Source organism: Sphingobacterium sp. B16(2022) (assembly GCF_012030425.1).
GTDB classification, from domain to species: domain Bacteria; phylum Bacteroidota; class Bacteroidia; order Sphingobacteriales; family Sphingobacteriaceae; genus Sphingobacterium; species Sphingobacterium anhuiense.
Genome location: NZ_JAAUVN010000005.1, coordinates 131,235 through 147,180 on the forward strand (window position 1 = coordinate 131,235; position 15,946 = coordinate 147,180).

Annotated in this window: 13 protein-coding genes; 8 read left to right on the forward strand and 5 right to left on the reverse strand. The window is 35.6% G+C overall.

What is annotated here, in order from left to right; all coding sequences use genetic code 11:
- Positions 1-3: 3 nt before the first annotated feature.
- From HCX49_RS21170 to HCX49_RS21180, 3 genes are all read right to left on the reverse strand, one after another.
- On the reverse strand, positions 4-1,206 hold the full coding sequence (locus HCX49_RS21170; protein ID WP_168128057.1) for a DUF418 domain-containing protein: 1,203 nt from the start codon (positions 1,204-1,206) through the stop codon (positions 4-6).
- 124 nt (positions 1,207-1,330) lie between these two features.
- Positions 1,331-2,083: a LytR/AlgR family response regulator transcription factor gene (locus HCX49_RS21175; protein WP_168128058.1), complete on the reverse strand. Its 753-nt coding sequence runs from the start codon at positions 2,081-2,083 to the stop codon at positions 1,331-1,333.
- A gap of 6 nt (positions 2,084-2,089) precedes the next feature.
- Positions 2,090-3,094 (reverse strand): sensor histidine kinase, encoded by a 1,005-nt coding sequence (locus tag HCX49_RS21180; protein ID WP_132771961.1) that lies wholly within the window; start codon positions 3,092-3,094, stop codon positions 2,090-2,092.
- A gap of 405 nt (positions 3,095-3,499) precedes the next feature.
- Here HCX49_RS21180 and HCX49_RS21185 point away from each other — a divergent pair, with 405 nt between their 5' ends.
- The 4 genes from HCX49_RS21185 (at position 3,500) to HCX49_RS21200 (ending at position 7,313) form a co-directional block, all read left to right on the forward strand.
- The gene (locus HCX49_RS21185) at positions 3,500-4,483 is read left to right on the forward strand and encodes an aldo/keto reductase (protein WP_168128059.1); all 984 of its coding nucleotides are present in this window, start codon (positions 3,500-3,502) and stop codon (positions 4,481-4,483) included.
- Between the two features lie 82 nt (positions 4,484-4,565).
- Positions 4,566-5,216 (forward strand): flavodoxin, encoded by a 651-nt coding sequence (locus tag HCX49_RS21190; protein WP_206368653.1) that lies wholly within the window; start codon positions 4,566-4,568, stop codon positions 5,214-5,216.
- 154 nt (positions 5,217-5,370) lie between these two features.
- Positions 5,371-6,126, forward strand: a complete 756-nt coding sequence (locus HCX49_RS21195; RefSeq protein ID WP_168128060.1) for a helix-turn-helix domain-containing protein — start codon at positions 5,371-5,373, stop codon at positions 6,124-6,126.
- Positions 6,127-6,155: 29 nt separating this feature from the next.
- Complete coding sequence (locus HCX49_RS21200; protein WP_168128061.1) at positions 6,156-7,313, forward strand: FAD-dependent oxidoreductase; 1,158 nt, start codon at positions 6,156-6,158, stop codon at positions 7,311-7,313.
- A 37-nt stretch (positions 7,314-7,350) separates the two neighbouring features.
- Here the strand turns inward: HCX49_RS21200 and HCX49_RS21205 are convergent, their stop codons facing one another.
- Entirely contained in the window at positions 7,351-8,187 is an 837-nt protein-coding gene (locus HCX49_RS21205; protein ID WP_168128062.1) for a helix-turn-helix domain-containing protein, read from the reverse strand.
- Positions 8,188-8,403: 216 nt separating this feature from the next.
- Between HCX49_RS21205 and map the strand changes: the two genes are divergently transcribed.
- The 4 genes from map (at position 8,404) to HCX49_RS21225 (ending at position 13,876) form a co-directional block, all read left to right on the forward strand.
- On the forward strand, positions 8,404-9,201 hold the full coding sequence (gene map, locus HCX49_RS21210) for a type I methionyl aminopeptidase (RefSeq protein ID WP_168128063.1): 798 nt from the start codon (positions 8,404-8,406) through the stop codon (positions 9,199-9,201).
- A gap of 348 nt (positions 9,202-9,549) precedes the next feature.
- Positions 9,550-11,997, forward strand: coding sequence for a mechanosensitive ion channel family protein (locus HCX49_RS21215; RefSeq protein ID WP_410528506.1), 2,448 nt, complete (start codon positions 9,550-9,552; stop codon positions 11,995-11,997).
- Positions 11,998-12,089: 92 nt separating this feature from the next.
- Positions 12,090-13,109, forward strand: coding sequence for a PCMD domain-containing protein (locus HCX49_RS21220; protein ID WP_168128065.1), 1,020 nt, complete (start codon positions 12,090-12,092; stop codon positions 13,107-13,109).
- Positions 13,106-13,876: a porin family protein gene (locus HCX49_RS21225; RefSeq protein ID WP_168128066.1), complete on the forward strand. Its 771-nt coding sequence runs from the start codon at positions 13,106-13,108 to the stop codon at positions 13,874-13,876. The genes HCX49_RS21220 and HCX49_RS21225 overlap by 4 nt, the downstream gene beginning before the upstream one ends.
- Positions 13,877-14,004: 128 nt before the next feature.
- On the opposite strand, the gene dxs is transcribed toward HCX49_RS21225, so the two are convergent.
- Positions 14,005-15,906, reverse strand: a complete 1,902-nt coding sequence (dxs, locus tag HCX49_RS21230; RefSeq protein WP_168128067.1) for a 1-deoxy-D-xylulose-5-phosphate synthase — start codon at positions 15,904-15,906, stop codon at positions 14,005-14,007.
- Between the last annotated feature and the right edge of the window lie 40 nt (positions 15,907-15,946).

Genomic DNA, 15,946 nt, shown 5'->3' on the forward strand with positions numbered 1-15,946 from the left:
CATTTATGATTTGATCAATTTTTGCCATTTAAGATAGGTTCCTGATCTCCATAACCATTCGATCGGACCGTAACGAAATTTCTGTAGCCACATATGACTTAACTGAATCTGGAGCATAGTATAGCCTAAACAGATCATAACGCTTAGAAATATACCAAGATCATATAGACCAAAGCCATATCCATAGAATATAAATACACCTAAGATCGACTGTACCATATAATTGGTCAGCCCCATTCGACCATAGCTTTCAAGTTTTGAAAGTTTCTTTTGCATCGTTTCTTTACTGTAAATAACTATGATGACAGCTAACCATAAATATGCTGCTAATAGGTTAATGAGATTATCTAAGGGAATTACTAGCCATTCAGCAATTGGATTACCATGTTGTGCCGGTAAGATCGGTTTTATAATATAAAGTAATATAACGGCACCTAAGGCCATCCAAGCTAAGCGATAAATCTGATTTTTGTATTTTTCAAGTTTTTCAAATAAACGTAAACGACCTGCCAATAATCCAAGAATAAAAAAGCCCATTGTCATATAGCCTCGTCCATATTCCCCAAATTGGAAGTTGAATTTAAAATGTAACTGTTCACTAAGGTTGTGCTGTATGTTTGTTAAAATCGATCCATTGAAAAATATTTCTTGCCAACGGCCTCTTCTTTCAGTCATCGTTTCAGTAATAGTTGATAGAATCTCTGGAGCAATTGATTTGTAAACAATGTTAGATAGCTGTGCACCGCCCAATAAAAAGAAAATCGAGATCGCAATCAACCATTTGTTGGATAATTTATACATAAAGATCAGCGGTACACCCAATAGCGCATAGATGATCAAGATATCATTTCGAAAAAGAGCGCTATGTATAAGACCGATGATAAATAGGATAATAAGACGCCAGAAAAATCGACCACGAAAATCAATACCTTTCTTAGCAGCATTATCCATTTGTATAAAGAAACTCAAGCCGAATAAAAAAGAAAAGATAATAAAGAATTTCCCCATGATGAAATACTGCAATATCCAGCTTAAGATCGAGTCCATTGTACCGATCCAGGGCAATGGTGGTGGGGCAGTACTAGTGAATGCACCGAAATGCTGTAAGGCATGTGTCATACAAATACCGATTAGAGTAATACCCCTAATAGCATCTATGACAGTTATTCTATTGTTTGTAATTGCTTGTTTTGCTACTGGTTCCATAAACTATCTTGTAATAGGTAGTCGCAAAAATGTGGAAATTTATTAATGCCTATATGTAGGGATGGAACAAAGCGAAATATTGATTACTGAATACGAAAAATCTGAGAAATAAACGACGATGGTTTTACATATTTACCATCCATTCTTTAAAATCTGAAGCTTTATTTTTACTGACATAAATGCGTTCAGGGGTTTCTGTATCAAGTGTAATAAGTAAGCGGTTATCAAACCAGATGGTGATGCTCTCGACTGAATTTCTTGCAATAATGAACTGTTTGTTAGCACGATAAAAGTTCTTAGGATTTAAAGTAATATAGAGTTGCTCGAGTGTTCTTGAATAAGGATATTTACTGCCATCTTTGAGATAGATATGGGTACTTTTATCTGTTGTGTAAAAAAAAGAAACAGTCTGTAGGTCAATTGGAATTAATCTGTCTTGAACAGGAATTAAGATTTTATCTTTATAATGTTTGGCAGGAGCTAATTGCGTAATCTTTGAGATATAGGCTACTAGATCTGATTGTGTAAAACGTTGAAATTTTTGCAACGCGCGGTCAAGATCATTTTTCTTTATTGGTTTTAGCAAATAATCAATACTGTTGACCTTGAAGGCTTCAATAGCATATTCATCATAAGCAGTAGTAAAGATTATAGGAATTTCGACCTCAACATGATTGAAGATAAGAAATGCCGCACCATCAGAAAGATGAATATCCATTAAAATGAGATCCGGCGGTGGATTTGTAGTTAACCAGTTAATGGTCTGGCTGACACTTTCTGTATTACCTAATACCTGAATAGTGGGATCAATTTCTTTTAATATCTCAACCAAGCTTTCATAAGCTGCAGTTTCGTCTTCAACAATTAATACCTGCATCAATAATTACTTTAAGGGTAAATAAACTGTAAATGTTTTGCCATTATCTTCAATATGTATCGGTTTTTCCAGTAATAATATAAATCTACTTTCTAGATTTTTAAGACCTGTTCCGTTACTGACGGGTGCGACCAATTTAGGGTAAATAGGATTTGAAACAACAAGTTCATTGCGGTCATTGAAGTAAATATCAATGATCATTTTATGATCGCTGTCAATGATATTATGTACAACAATGTTATCCAATAAAGGGAGGATAGATAACACTGGTAATTTATAGTCCAATACTTCATCACTTATATCAACGTTATAGGTCAATTTATTGGCAAAACGAACTTCCATCATATATTTAAAAGCATCTACGAAAGCAAGCTCTTCTCTCAAAGTAACCAGACCTTTTTTGTCACTCTGCAGAATGTATCGGAATACATCAGATAATTTGTTAACATAAGTTAAAGTGACTTCATCATTCTTTTTTCGAATTAAAGAAGTTAGACCATTTAGGGAATTAAAAAAGAAATGTGGGTTGATCTGATTGGTAAGTGCATCATAGCGGCTCTGTAGATTTTTCATGGTTAGCTCCTCAATCTGCTGTTCTTTTTTTCTCTTATCGCGATAGAGCTGTATAATGTACCCCACGAGCGAACTCAGGATAGAAACAACAAAGAATTGAAAGAGTACAAGACTTCCAAAATGCCTCACTTTGGTAAATAGTAAAAATGAAATACCGCCATATACAACGTAGCCGCTAGCTGATATCAAAAGATTGTAAGCGATCCGTTTTTTTAAGGTTGAAGATCGAAGATAAGTCAGATTGCTTTTAATCAAAATAAAAACCAATGAGACAAAGAACAGGTAGCGAAATAAGAAAAAGATGATATGCTGCATTTTTCTTGTTTCTTCTAATCCTCTTAATTCAAAAGGTAACCAGGTGATATCCGGGTATATAATAAATGTTGCGGCAGCGATACTGATTAATAAGACCTGCCATGAACTGTATTTTGCTAACAATATTTTTTTGATTTTGTACAACAATAAATAGTACTATTTATAAAGATACAACCTTCTGTTTCGAAAATAAATACCTGACCCGACTAAAACGAAAAATAAAGGATGAAGACGAAAGTATATTTTGTAATACACCATTCCCTTAAGCATGTAAATAGAGTTATGCTGTTTATTTTTATAAATATCCATCAGTCCTTACATGATTTTTATAAACAAAATCATGTACAATGATGTCTGTTTAATAGAGAATGAATAAGCATCGGTAATAATGGTAAGTGAAACCGTAATCTGTATACACGACTATTCAATACTATAGCTGAACTTTGCATTGTAATACCTGTTTAAGATCTTAAAAGAAAAAGTAGCGATTGTAAAAAATACTTATTGTCAGTATAAAAATATTAAATCATGGAAAAAAGGAATTTAGGAAATAATAAACTTGAAGTATCAGCTTTGGGTTTGGGTTGCATGGGGTTAAGTTTTGGTTATGGACCTGCTACAGATAAGCAAGAGGCTATTAGCTTAATTCATAAAGCGTATGAAGCAGGGGTAACATTTTTTGATACCGCAGAATGTTATGGTCCCTTTATTAATGAAGAGCTACTAGGTGAAGCCTTGGTCCCTTTTCGCGACCAAGTAGTAATTGCAACCAAATTTGGGTTTCAGGAAGGTGATTCAAAAAAAGGATTGGATAGTAGTCCATCACGCATAAGAGCGGTAGCGGAAGCATCCATGAAAAGGCTTAAAACAGATTATATTGATTTATTTTATCAGCATAGAGTGGATCCGAATGTTCCGATGGAAGACGTTGCAGGAACTATTCGTGATCTGATAAATGAAGGAAAAATTAGACATTGGGGGCTTTCAGAAGCGGGTGCGGAGACGATTCGTAAAGCACATGCAGAGCAACCAGTAACTGCATTACAAAGTGAGTATTCGTTATTCTATCGGGATCCTGAAAAGGAAATTATACCTACTCTTGAAGAATTGGGTATAGGTTTTGTTCCTTTCAGCCCATTAGGAAAAGGATTTTTAACAGGTGCTATCAATGAATTAACACAGTTTGATCCCACAGATTTCAGAAATATAGTGCCTCGGTTTTCACAAGAGAATAGAAAAGCTAATGAAGCCTTGGTTGATTTGTTGAAAGTAATCGCTATTGATAAGGAGGCTACTCCGGCACAAATAGCATTAGCTTGGTTATTGGGACAAAAGTCATGGATAGTACCTATTCCAGGGACAACAAAAATCCATCGATTACAGGAGAATATCAGCGCATCTTATATCAGATTATCGGCTGCAGATATGGAACAGATTGAACAAGCTACTTCAAAAATTACGATCCAAGGAGCGCGGTATCCAGAAGCTTTACAAAATCGAGTAGGGAAATAAGTAATAAGGGTAGTTTTTTCCGTAATCCGTATACTAAAATAAAAACTGACGGTTTGATATTTGTCTAATAAATTGATTAATAATGAAAGCATTAACAAAATACGGATTACTATTAAGTTTAGCTTTATTATTGCTATTATCCTGTTCTCAGGCTAAAGAACCGATAAAAGAGCAGTCTAGCCCTGATCCAATAACAGACAAACCGCTTCATGATAAAAAGATATTAATCGTGTACTTATCGCGTACAAACAATACAAAGGCAGTTGCTCAGATCATCCACAAAGAAATAGGAGGTGATCTGGTGCCGATCGAATTAATGACAGCTTATCCACTGGATTATCAAAGTGTAGTAGATCAGGTTGCACGTGAAAATCAAGGAGGCTATTTGCCTCCTTTAAAAACGCAAATTGAGAATATAAAACAATATGATGTAATTTTTGTCGGGTTTCCTACTTGGGGAATGCAACTTCCTCCTCCAATCAAAAGCTTTTTGTCCCAAAATGATTTCAGTGGGAAAACGATTGTTCCTTTTAACACGAATGGCGGTTATGGTATTGGTAGCAGTTTTGAAACGTTAAGGCAATTATGTGCTAATAGTACCGTTTTAACAGGCTATTCTACTACAGACGGAAAGGAAAAAGAAGGACTTTTTTTGGTGATGAAAGGTGTAAAAGAAGAGCAGGTTAAAGCGGATATAAAGAAATGGCTAGCAACGATTAAGATAGATAATTAAAGATTAGGGGAGCTGGTCTAAGTATATGCTATTTATAATTATTAAATAGGAGAAGTATTTATCTGTAAGAATATAATCTGTAAATTAGTTTTGATATTTCAATAAATTATGAATTTTCAGCTGTCAGATAACAGTTAAATATGGTTGTAAGGTGATGGATAAGAGCATAGACTATGGCGTTTTTTTACCGAATAAATCCCTTTGCGATTATGTAGAAAGCTTTTGGTTTTTGCATAATCAATCTGATCAGGAAAAAGAAACAGTTGGTTTACCAGATGGACGAATTGATCTGATATTTTCTAAATCACCGGAAAATCCTTTTCAAATCATATTATTGGGACTTGGTACACAACATAAACCGGCGACTATTCCCGCACGTATAAAGATGTTTGTGGTAAGTTTTAAATTACTTGCTGTCGACTATATTTTGAAACAACCTATTTCCGATCTAGTGGATTCAGGCAAAGTGCTTCCAAGTGATTTTTGGGATTTTTCTGAAGATGATCTGCAAGATTTTAATTGTTTTATGAATAAAGCAACACTGACAATGGAGTCCTTAATTCCCCATCAAATCGATAAACGGAAACAGCACTTATTTGATTTAATTTATGCCTCGAAGGGATCCGTGAGTGTAAAAGAATTAGCAGAAAAAGTGATATGGAGCAGCCGTCAGATCAATAGGTATTTCAATCAGCAATTTGGTCTATCCCTGAAGGCATACTGCAATGTCTTACGCTTTCGAGCATCTCTGGATCATGTTGCACAGGGAAAATTGTTTCCTGAAGAGAATTTTTTTGATCAGACCCATTTTATAAAAGATATAAAAAAATTTTCTGGCGTAGTACCGAAAGAATTATTGAAGAATAAAAACGACCGATTTATACTATTATCTTCTCTTAACTCTGAATAATTTTACCACATCGTGTTAAAAGAAAAAGAATGTTAGTAGAAAATAAGAAAATTGCTATCGTCGGAGGTGGCGTTGGCGGGTTAACTTTAGCTCGTCTTTTACAGATGCAAAATGTGGAAGTAAATGTTTACGAAAGGGATATTAATCGTGAAGTGCGCGTGCAAGGATCTACGTTGGATCTTCATGAAGGTACTGGATTAAAAGCGATGAAGCGTGCAGGTCTTCTTCAAGAGTTTTATAAACATCACCGACCCACTGCAAGTAAATTGTTGCTTGTCGATCAGGATCTTAACATTCACATGGATGATCATGATCGTGAAATTGGAAAAGGAGAAGACCGACCTGAAATAGACCGCGGACCATTGCGTGATATTCTGTTAAATTCATTAAAACCCGATACTGTCATTTGGGACAGCCAATTTGTGTCCATGGAATCACATCAAGATGGATGGTATTTAAATTTTAAAAATGGCACAACTACATATGCAGATTTGGTAATTGCTGCCGATGGAGCTAATTCAAAAATTCGTCCGCTCATTAGTACTATTAAGCCTATATATTCTGGTATCACCTTGATTGAAGGTAATATCTATGATGCCGCTATTCATGCTCCAAAACTTGTTGAATTTGCGAAAGATGGAAAGGTGATGGCTTTTGGGCAGGGGCAATTTGTGGGATACGGATCTAAAGGTGATGGTTCGATTATGTTTGTTGCGAGCTTTAAATGTCCAGAACATTGGTTCAAAGAAAATGGAATAGATTTGAAAGACAAGCAGCAAGCGGATCAATGGTTCAGACAGGAGTTTGTGGAATGGAGTACAGCATGGTCTGAATTTTTTAGAAATGAGCATGTTCAGTTAATTTTACGTCCACAATACTACTTTCCGCTTGATCAATCTTGGGAAGCAAATCATAACCTGACTATGATTGGAGATGCGGCTCATCGGATGCCACCCTTTGCTGGTGAAGGTGCCAATGTTGCAATGCAAGATGCATTTGAATTGGCATCATGTCTTACCAGTGATAAATTTAGTGATTTAAAGAGTGCTATAGCATTTTTTGAAGCAGATATGATCAAGAGAGGTGCAGAGGCTACAGCAGATACTTTAAAGAATAGTGAAATTATGCATGCCAATAATGCATTAGAGCAAATGCTTACATTTTTTAATCTTACACATGAAGATTAGTAATATTGTATTTAAATGAGCAGGAAATAGTTTCTGCTTATTTAAATTTCGTGGGTGAGACGCCTATATATAGTTTGAAATCTTTTAAAAAATGGTTGTAATCATAATAACCAGATAAGAAAGAGTTCGACATGAAATCCTTTTGATAGTTGCTCTGCCACTCGCCATATATATAAATGAAGCGTTGTAAAGAAATGTATTTTTTAGGAGAAATTCCCATGTATTTTACAAAACTTCTCTGTAGCCATTTACGATTTATTTTTCCTCCCAAACCATGGATTATATCTGCTACAGATATATTTCCTTTTTTCTGTTCAATTTTATTTAAAGCTTCTTGAAGCAGAGAAGGTAGGTTTTCTGCTGGAGTATATGTGCGCATGGTGTTTTCCAGTAATTGCATACGATCTGCAACAGTTTTATTTTGATACAGTTTATCGATTAGCAATTTTGATTTTTCACTTATGATGTCAGTTAGGCTACAGACGGGATGTGAAAGAAAGAATTCTGGTGCTACATCAAAAATTTGATAAAAGGATGAAGGATGAAAACGTAATACAATAATATATTCAAGATCTTGAGGTAGTTGCCAGTAAGTATTCTGTATTGTCCCACAACATACCCATGCCGCATTTAATTTGATTGTTTGATCAGCCTTTTTAATATGAACGATATCCGTTTTATTAGGCATAAAAATTAAAGTAGGAAGACCGTCATTGAATAGTGCCTGGTTGCCTTCTAAGTCTTTGCATGAAAATACATATGCACCTAAGATGCATTCTGATTTAAAAAATAAATTAGAATCCCTCCAGTATCTTGTTGATTCTCCTATTATGGAATCAGATGGTTTAATATCTCCAAAAAAATTAATGGGCATAGTTTTACAAAAGTACTTAAAATATATTCAGTGCTATGTCGAATTATTGTCCAATTTTTACTTTTCTAGTTGTATTATGGTCATTAAATTTGTTTCAAACTATTACTTAATTAGTAGATTAGATGGATGTGTGCTCATTTAGAATCTTGATCCTGGTGAAGTGATATTTATTGGCTAAAAGCCTGATTGTAACAGATTGTAATAAAAATAAATGATATGATTTATAAGACAGAAGAAGAAGTAGCATTAATGCAAATAAGTGCAAAATTGACAAGTCAAACATTGGCTGCTATTGCATCGATTATTAGACCAGGTATCACAACACTTGATATCGATCGTTTTGCAAATGAATTTATTCGTGATCATGGTGCAATTCCTTCGTTTCATAATTTTGGTGGATTTCCATTCCATATCTGTGCTTCAGTAAATGATGCTATCGTGCATGGATTTCCAAATCATAATCCTTTGAAAGAGGGTGATTTAGTTTCCATAGATGTTGGAGCATTTAAAAACGGATTTCACGGAGATCAGGCATATACATTTATCATTGGTGAAGTTGTTCAAGAAGTAATTCAATTAGTCAAAATCACAAAGGAATCATTGATTAAAGGTATCGAGCAAGCTGTGCATGGTAATCGTATTGGCGATATAGGTTATGCAATAGCCTCTCATATTTCACCATATGGATATGGTTTAGTACGCGACTTGGTCGGTCATGGATTAGGACGTGATTTGCACGAAGGACCAGATATTCCTAACTATGGACAACGTGGTAAAGGTAAGGTCTTGAAAGAAAACTTAGTGATAGCAATTGAACCGATGATTAATTTAGGAACGGATGATAATTATACAGAGGAGGACGGTTGGACTATTCGGACTGCAGATGGTAAACCTTCAGTCCATTTTGAACAGGATTTATGTATTAAGAAAAACTTTCCTCTAATTCTGACAGATATCAAAATTATTGAAAAAGCGGAAAAAGAAAACAATAACTTAAACTCTTCTTACTACTAATTTGAGGAGTCTTACCGTGCTATTATCATGAGAAAGTGATCGATTTAAGATCATTTTCTCATGATTATTATAACAACCAAACCGCCCGTCTCCTTATTTTCAGGATCAGTGTAAATTAAGGTGTGATGCTAAGATATATAGGAGAGTACGATTATCTTCCATTTACGTGTTAATATGGTTTTTAAAATCAATTGTAGATGAGTACTCATGTTTTTAGAATTGATATTGCCTATCGATTATTTAGCTTAAAAACATAAAATACTTCAATATTAATCATTAAATTTGATGAGTGCTCTGACATATAATCTTTTGTGTAGGATAAACTTATTAACCTAATTATTAAAGAGAATGCGCTTTTTGAATATATCTATACTGCTGACCATATTTCTTTTTGTTTCTGACGCATATTCAAAAGTGTTGGCACAAGATAGTGCAAAGCAAGATTTCGTTTCACGTACCGAGATTTTCTTTAAAGAATCGGCGAAAAAAAGTCTTCAAGATATAGAGACAGATAAAGCGGCCATACGACAAAATCAAGTCATTGAAGAAATCGAAGTGCTGTCGAGGCAAGCCCGCTCTTTTTTGAAAAAAGGTTTTGATACTGTAGCCCTTATTCGCGATCTGAATCAAGTTTCCCAATGGCATAATATTTCCAAAGATGGTGTCTTTGAAAATAAGGGTACAACTCAAACCTCGCGCAACCTGACCACAACTTATCATATTCTTGATGCTCTTCATGCAGAGGTTTCTATCTATAAGAAACGGGTTGATCGTTATTTAGACCAGCTGGTTCGTTATAGATTTCAGATTGATTCGTTATGTAATGATAAATCACTATTTATATTATCTAAAGACTCAACGGAACTCAATCAATATATTCACAAACTGAAAGTTGTAGCTGTGGAAATAACTCCTGTCACAACTTTATTAAAAGATAATATTAATACTATACAGACCATACAGAATCAAGTTAATTTTGAGTTGCTTCAACTTCAAACTGGAATGGAAGAAATTGAATACGATCAACAGCAAATTTCAGATAAAACATTTCAACAAGAATTTTTAAATCTTTGGGAAGAAAGTAATTTTGATCGGCCGATCCACGAAGTGCTTTACTTTTCCGCACTAAAAGCAAAGCTGGTATTCTTTTATTACCTAAAGGGGCATTGGGGAAAGATTATTCTTTCTGTTTTATTGTTACTTCTCGTAACGACCTATCTTTATTCTTTACGATCTGGAATTAGAAATATAAATAATAAAGAAGAAGTGAAAAGTATGCTACTAAGCTCTCCATTTCTATCAGGAATAGTGATTACGCTCAGTGTAGCTCAGTTTTTATTTCCTAATCCACCATTTATTTTTACTGCGGGAATTGTATTAGTATCTGCTTTGATGATCACTATTATATTTAGAAAAGAAATTTCTAAATATTGGTTGGGTATCTGGGTTATTTTTGTCGTTTTGTTTGCCTTTGTAGCTGTAGATAATCTTGTATTGCAGGCTTCTAGGCCAGAAAGATGGTTAATGGTTATTCTTGCCATGATAAGTTTTGTTACTGGTATCTTTATTCTTTTTAATAAAGAGCGTCATCAAGAATTACGTGAGCGTTGGATTCTTATACCGATCTTTCTTATGACCATAATGGAACTTTTTTCGATTTTGTTTAATGTATTGGGGCGCTTCAATATTGCTAAAATTTTGATGGTTGCAGGTTTGATGAATGTCGTTGTTGCGATTGTTTTTCTTTGGGTGATTAGGCTGGTTAATGAGGGATTGACTTATGCCTCTAATCTTTATAAAAAGCAGGAAAGAAGACTTTTTTACATTAATTATAATCGAGTTGGTAAGCGGGCCCCATTCTTTTTTTACGCTATTTTAATTGTTGGCTGGTTCGTATTATTTGGACGAAATTTTTATGAGTTTAGGCTTTTGTCAGAACCATTAAAAAGTTTTTTTCAGGAAGAACATCAGTTAGGAAGTTATACCTTTTCGATATATAACTTGCTTATTTTTATGCTTATTATGATCGGAGCCACCGTACTTTCCAAAATAGTATCTTTTTTTGCATCAGACTCCCAATGGAATTCCAACGATGATAAGCAGGAGAAAAAGTTCCGTTTGGGAAGCTGGATTCTGCTCATTCGTATCAGTATTATCTCAATCGGTTTTTTCCTAGCCTTCGCCGCTGCCGGAATTCCCGTAGATCAAATCATGTTAGTGATTGGTGCTTTGGGTGTAGGAATTGGTTTTGGCTTACAATCACTAGTCAATAATCTAGTCAGTGGATTGATTATAGCTTTTGAAAAACCGGTTAACGTAGATGATCTAATCGAAATTGACGGACATGCCGGTAAGGTTAAATCTATTGGTTTTCGTAGCAGTGTAATTGCTACACTAGATGGTGCTGATCTCATTATGCCTAATGGTGATCTTTTGAATTCCAATGTATTAAATTGGACTGTCGGTGGTTTTAAAAAACGAATACATATTCAGTTAGAGGTAAAATATGGGTCAGATCTGGATAAAGTAAAAATGTTAATCGTAGATGTTTTAAATAAGAATGATCAGATATTCGCTACTCCTGCTGTATCCGTGCAATTTGGAAGTCTGTCAGCACAATCTATAATGATAGAAATTTACTTCTGGGTGAAAACTTTAAAAGACACGGGTCAGGTAAGAAGCGATGTGATTAAAACCATCCAATCTGTATTTCAGGAGAATGGAGTTGATCTGGCCTTACCGAAACAAGAGCTACTGTGGAAAAATGAACCTGAGTCAAATAATACGATTGACTAATCAAATGAGAATGGTTTACGTAATTAATAAATACTAATCAAGGAACGATGAGAAAACGGCTTTTTGCCACGCTATTTCTATGCATAGTACTTATGCAAGGCTGTATTAAGGATGCTCCGCAAAATCCTGAGGCAGATATTGAATCCGTTACTGTTGATCCACATTTACTAACTGGTAATGTGTTTATAGATCAGATAAATCGGACAATAACATTAAACCTTACAAACGAAGCCTATGATTCGGGAATCTCTCCGGTGCTGACGTTATCTAGGGGTGCTTCTGTAAAACCAGCAAGTGGAACACTGATCAAGTTTGACGGTGATCAAGAAATTGTATATGATGTCACTTCAGAATCAGGAGAAAACACCAAACGGTATACGGTTAAAGTTGTGAATATTGGTCATTGGGATTTTGCTTTTCAAAATTGGGCTAGTCATCCTACAGATAAATATGAGTATCCGGTAGAGGATGATGGATTACAGCTCTGGTCCTCCGGCAATCCGGGAGTTGCGCTTTCGGGTGTTCCTGCGCGCAGTGACGCATACCCGACACGATCCACTACAGATGGTTACCTTGGAACGAAGGCTGCAGAACTGGTTACGATTAAAGGTACACCTTTATCAGAACTTATTGGTATTCGACTGTATGCAGGTTCTTTGTTTTTAGGAAATTTTAATGCTTCTGAGGCTATGCTTAATCCGTTGGCGGCGACAGAATTTGGAGAACCTTATAAGGGGCTTCCTAAATCTTTCACAGGTTATTATAAATATAGTGCAGGACCTGATTTTATAAATAAGGTAGGTCAGGTTCAGCCAGGAGTGAAAGACAAATGTAGTATCTATGCCGTTTTGTTTAACGGTCCGGATAGACTTAATGCGACTAATATTATGAATTCGGACCGGATAATTGCGCGTGCGGATCTTCAGGATGGCTCTGATAAAACCAATTTTACACGTTTTGATATTCCTTTTGTATATAAACAGGATGCTAGTATTGGTAAAAATTTGATGATGGCCATTGTTACCTCGTCCAGTGCTGAAGGGGATCAATATAGAGGAGCGATAGGATCGAGATTGGTGGTAGATAGTTTAAGAATCGTACCTTTATTATGAAGAAATATATAACGTTATCCCTTTATTGTTGTCTATTGGTGGGATCAAATATCTTGTACGCACAAGACATAAAGCGAAAGTTTTTATTTGATCAGATTAAGCATTCAATTACATTAGGTTATAATATTGGTGCTACGGCTCCTTTTTCTTTTCCTAATACCATTCGTCAGATCAATAGTTATGCACCGATATTTTCACCTTCTATTGGCTATCAGGCTACATATGATCTTTCATCAAAGTGGTTTGTAGGTACTGGATTAAGCGTAGATGTTAAAGGAATGAAAGTAACTGACAGTGTCCAGTACTTTCATACTATTATTTCTGTGGATAATGGTAATGGTGAAAAAGGCTCTTTTGAAGGAGATTTTACAGGAACAAACGCCACGACATCCCGAAATGTGTATTTAACGCTACCTGTTTTTTCAGGTTACCGTCAGGGAGAATGGGATTTTAAATTAGGGATGTATTTCGCTTGTTTATTATCGGCTGAATTCAAAGGAACTGTGTCAGATGGTTATATTAGAAAAGGTAATTCATTAGGTGAAAAAGTATTGATTGAAAGTGCTGATTTTGACTTTTCAAGAGAGGTGAGATCCTTTGATATTGGAGCTCATTTAGGAGTTTCAAGGCATTTTGGTCAACGTTGGGCGGCAGATCTGACAGGACAATTAGGCTTAAATCCGGTTTTCACTTCATCTTTCCGTGGAATAGGATATAATTTGCATAATATGTATCTAACACTTGGTGTAGCATATAGACTTTGGTAATACAAACTTGAATAGGTTGGCTATTTTTAATAGTTCTGATATTTAAAAACAAGCTCTATTTCAGAGCTTGTTTTATTTGCTTAAATCAAGATACAAGCGCAGCATATTTATATAACTAATTGTTTTTTTTAAGAGATGTTCTCTTTATTTGGTTCATGGTGTAGTGATCTAATCAAAGAAATTATAGCTTTCTTATCATATCCGTATATTGCATGAAGTTGATTCTGGGTTCCCTGTGTCGCAAATGTATCAGGTAACCCCAGACGTTTTAAAATGGAATGATATCCATTATCTACCATAAATTCCATTACTGCACTACCTATCCCGCCTATGATACTACCATCTTCTATAGTAATCACGACTGAAAATTGACTAAAGACATCGTGCAGTAATGTTTCATCAATAGGTTTAAAGAACCGGAGGTCGTAATGGGCTACATCAATGTGATCATCCAAAAGTTCTTGACAGGCTTCTACTGCAAATTGACCTATCGGACCGAGCGATAATATGGCTATTCTTTTTCCAGATTTGATTTTTCGTCCCTTTCCGAGAGGTATTTTGCAAAACTTACTTTTGAGCTCACCAGAGCCTACGCTTTTTGGATAGCGTATCGCGAAAGGACCATTTAACGTATCGCATTGTGCTGTGAAAAGCAGATTTTTAAAATCATCCAAATCCATGGGAGATGCACCTGTTATGTTGGGTATACATCTAAGAAAGGAAATGTCAAATGCGCCGTGATGTGTTGGCCCATCTGTGCCAACAACACCTGCACGATCTATGCAGAATACAACAGGTAACTTTTGCAAAGCGACATCATGTATGAGCTGATCGTAGGCGCGCTGTAGGAATGTTGAATATATTGCGCAAAATGGCAACAGGCCGTCAGCGGCAAGTCCAGCACAAAAAGTAACGGAATGTTGTTCGGCAATACCGACATCAAAAACTCGGTCAGGCATTTCTGATTTCATCTTCGATAACGAGCTACCCGATAACATGGCTGGACTGACTGCTATGATGCGGTCATTGGTTTTTGCTAGTGTAAGTAGCGTATTTCCAAAAACCTCCTGAAAAGTGGGACTGCGATTAACTGTACTCAACTTCGCTCCCGTTGATTTATTAAAAGTTCCTGGAGCATGCCATTTTTTAGGATCGGCCAGAGCGGGAGCAAATCCCTTTCCTTTGATAGTAACACAATGAAGTAATTTTGGTCCTGGTATGTGCTTTAGTTTTTCGAACAAACCAATCATTTTTTTTAGATCATGTCCATCTACAGGACCAAAATATCGTATGTTTAATGCTTCGAAAAGATTACTATGCTGCATAAATCCTCCCTTAATGATTTTATCAAATTTTCGCAGCGTCTCTGAAGCCCATTTTGTGGATGAATTTTCTGATGAAAGGAGATTTTTGAGATGTAACTTTAACGTATTGTAATATTTAGCGGTAGTGAGATCTGTCAAATAATTTTGTAGTGCACCGGTATTGCTATCGATAGACATATTATTATCATTGAGTATAATAAGCATGTTTGGTTGTTCATATCCCGCATTGTTCATTGCTTCAAAGGCTTGTCCTGCTGTCATCGCCCCATCTCCAATAACAGCAATATGCTGCCGGTTGAGTTCTCCGCGATATTTGGCTGCGATAGCCATACCTAGGATGGCCGAAATGGAGGTAGAAGAATGACCAGTTCCAAATGCATCAAATTCGCTTTCGTCCCTACAGGGGAAACCGCTTATACCTCCTAGTACTCGGTTAGAGTAAAAAGATTTTCTTCTTCCTGTGAGTAATTTATGAGGATAAGCTTGATGTCCTACATCCCAGATCAGTTTGTCTATAGGCGTATTAAAAACATAATGTAAGGCCACAGTAAGTTCAACAACACCTAAACTAGAACTGAAATGACCTCCGTTTACGGCAACATGATCGATAATAAACGATCGTAAGTCTTCGCATACAACTTGTAAAGAGGAAAAGGATAAATTGCGTAGATCTACTGGACTACTTATGAAATTATTAGGGGACATAGTATTTTTTTTCTCAAAGGTAAATTACTTAGATTTGCGA